Raw genomic sequence first — 2,099 nt, forward strand, 5'->3', positions numbered from 1 at the left:
GGGGGGGGGGGGCGCGGCGCCCCCCGCCGCGCGGGGGCCGTGGTTCGCCAGCCGGCGCTGCGCCAGCCGGGGAACCACTATCTGGTCTATAACGACAAATTTATTAAGATCAGCGATACCTGTCCGCTGAAGCCCCGTCCCGCGGAGTGAGCCTTATCTGGTGGTCGCGCGGCGGGTAAAGCGCCGGCTGGCCAGCAGGCTCAGACCGCAGCACAGCAGGTAGTACACCGCGCCGGTGAAGACGAAGATCGCCAGGGGATAGATCTGCACCCGGTTGTTGACCTGGCCGGCCACGGTGGTCAGCTCCGGGACGTTGACGATAAACGCCAGCGAAGTGTCCTTCAGCAGGCCGATAAAGATCCCCACCAGCGACGGCTGAACGTTGCGCAGCGCCTGCGGGAGCAGCACCAGGCGCAGCGTTTGCCCGGGAGCGAACCCCTGGGTCAGCGCCGCCTCATACTGTCCTTTCGGCAGCGACTGTAGCCCGGCCAGCACCGAGTGCATCACCGAGGCGGCGGTAAACCACGCCAGTGCCAGGGTCACGGTCACCGCGCCGGGCAGATCGCCGCCGGTCAGCATCGGCAGCAGATACCACAGCCAGAAGATGACAAATATCAGCGGGATGCCGCGGATAATTTCCGCCCACAGAAACAGCAGACGCCGCACCAGCCCGCCGTAGCGCCAGGCCAGGCCCGCCAGCGCAATGCCTCCCGGCAGCGCCAGCAGGGTGGCGCCGATGGCCATCAGCAGGGTCAGCGCCACGCCGCCGGGCTGGCCCTCCGCCAGCCGGCCCCACAGCAGGTAATCGAGGTTATCGGCGATCACCGCCAGATTAGCGTTCATGTCGGGCGCTCCGTTGCAGTTTTCTTCCCGGGCCGAGACGCGTGAGCGCCACGCCCATCGCCACCCCCAGCGCCAGGTACAGCGCGGTGCCGACGGCAAACGCCTCCAGGGCGTGCGCGTTATAGCTCTCAATCTGCCGCACCTGATAGGTCAGTTCCGCAAAGCCGATGCCGCTGGCCAGCGATGAGAGTTTCATCAGGTTAAGATACTGGCCGACAATCGGCTGCCAGGCGTTGGCCAGCCCCTGCGGCAGGAGGATAAAGCGCAGCTCCTGCCACGGCGTAAAGCCCTGCGACAGCGCGGCTTCCCGCTGCCCGTGGCTGACGGCGCGCAGTCCGGAGGCGATCTCTTCCACCAGAAAGGCGGAGGTAAAGACCCCCAGCCCCCACATCGAGCAGAGGAACTCCGGCGTCAGCCACCAGACGTTACCCGGCAAAATGGACCAGGCGTGTTCGTCGTTCACCACCTCCTTCACCGCCAGCGGCAGCAGGTTCCAGGCGGCAAAGTACCAGAACAGCAGCTGGACCAGCAGCGGAGTGTTGCGAAACAACGAGACCCACGCGGCCACCAGTCCGCGCCCCGCGCGTCCGCCGCCGAGGCGCAGGGCCAGCAGCAGGACCGCCAGCAGGGTGGCGAGCAGGATCCCGGCGACGCTGACCCAGACGGTGGTGAGAAAACCAGAGATAATCCATTGCAACGGCTGCCCGCTCAGGACGCCGTGCCAGTCAAGCATCGGCGTCACTCGAGGCTCTCCTGGTGCAGCGGATCCAGCACCTTCTGCAGAAAACGCCGTGCGCGGGCATGCTGCGGATGGGCGAAAAACTCAGCCGGCGGGGCGACTTCGAGGATGTCGCCGCCGTCGATAAACACCACCCGGTCGGCAATTTCGCGGGCAAACTGCATCTCGTGGGTCACCACCAGCATGGTGATCCCGCTGTGGGCCAGGGTTTTCATCACCTGCAGCACTTCGCCGATCATCTCCGGGTCGAGCGCCGAGGTGGGCTCATCGAACAGGATAATCTGCGGCGAGGAGGCCAGGGCGCGGGCGATGGCCACCCGCTGCTGCTGGCCGCCGGAGAGCTGCGCCGGCATCTGCTGCGCTTTTTCTTCCAGTCCGACCTGACGCAGCAGCGCCAGCGCCCGCGCCTGAGCCGCGCTTTTTTCCCAGCCATGAACGCGCTCCAGCGCCAGAGTGATGTTCTCCTGCGCCGTCAGGTGGGCGTAAAGGTTGAACTGCTGGAAGACAAAGCCGACGC

General features: G+C 66.1%; 3 protein-coding genes and 1 pseudogene. 1 reads left to right on the forward strand and 3 read right to left on the reverse strand.

Annotated features, from left to right (window positions below):
- Positions 1-150: pseudogene (locus tag HMPREF9538_RS32895) on the forward strand (hypothetical protein); the annotation flags it as partial.
- A 3-nt stretch (positions 151-153) separates the two neighbouring features.
- Here HMPREF9538_RS32895 and HMPREF9538_RS12130 read toward each other — a convergent pair.
- The 3 genes from HMPREF9538_RS12130 to HMPREF9538_RS30095 all read right to left on the reverse strand — a co-directional run.
- Entirely contained in the window at positions 154-843 is a 690-nt protein-coding gene (locus HMPREF9538_RS12130; RefSeq protein ID WP_004178714.1) for an amino acid ABC transporter permease, read from the reverse strand.
- On the reverse strand, positions 833-1,585 hold the full coding sequence (locus HMPREF9538_RS12125) for an amino acid ABC transporter permease (RefSeq protein ID WP_004178715.1): 753 nt from the start codon (positions 1,583-1,585) through the stop codon (positions 833-835). Before HMPREF9538_RS12125 ends, HMPREF9538_RS12130 begins: the two co-directional genes overlap by 11 nt.
- On the reverse strand, positions 1,582-2,099 hold a 518-nt coding region (locus HMPREF9538_RS30095; protein WP_009485302.1), incomplete at its 5' end, for an amino acid ABC transporter ATP-binding protein. The genes HMPREF9538_RS30095 and HMPREF9538_RS12125, both read right to left, overlap by 4 nt.

Origin of the sequence: Klebsiella sp. MS 92-3, assembly GCF_000195655.1 — a bacterium.
Lineage (GTDB): Bacteria > Pseudomonadota > Gammaproteobacteria > Enterobacterales > Enterobacteriaceae > Klebsiella > Klebsiella pneumoniae.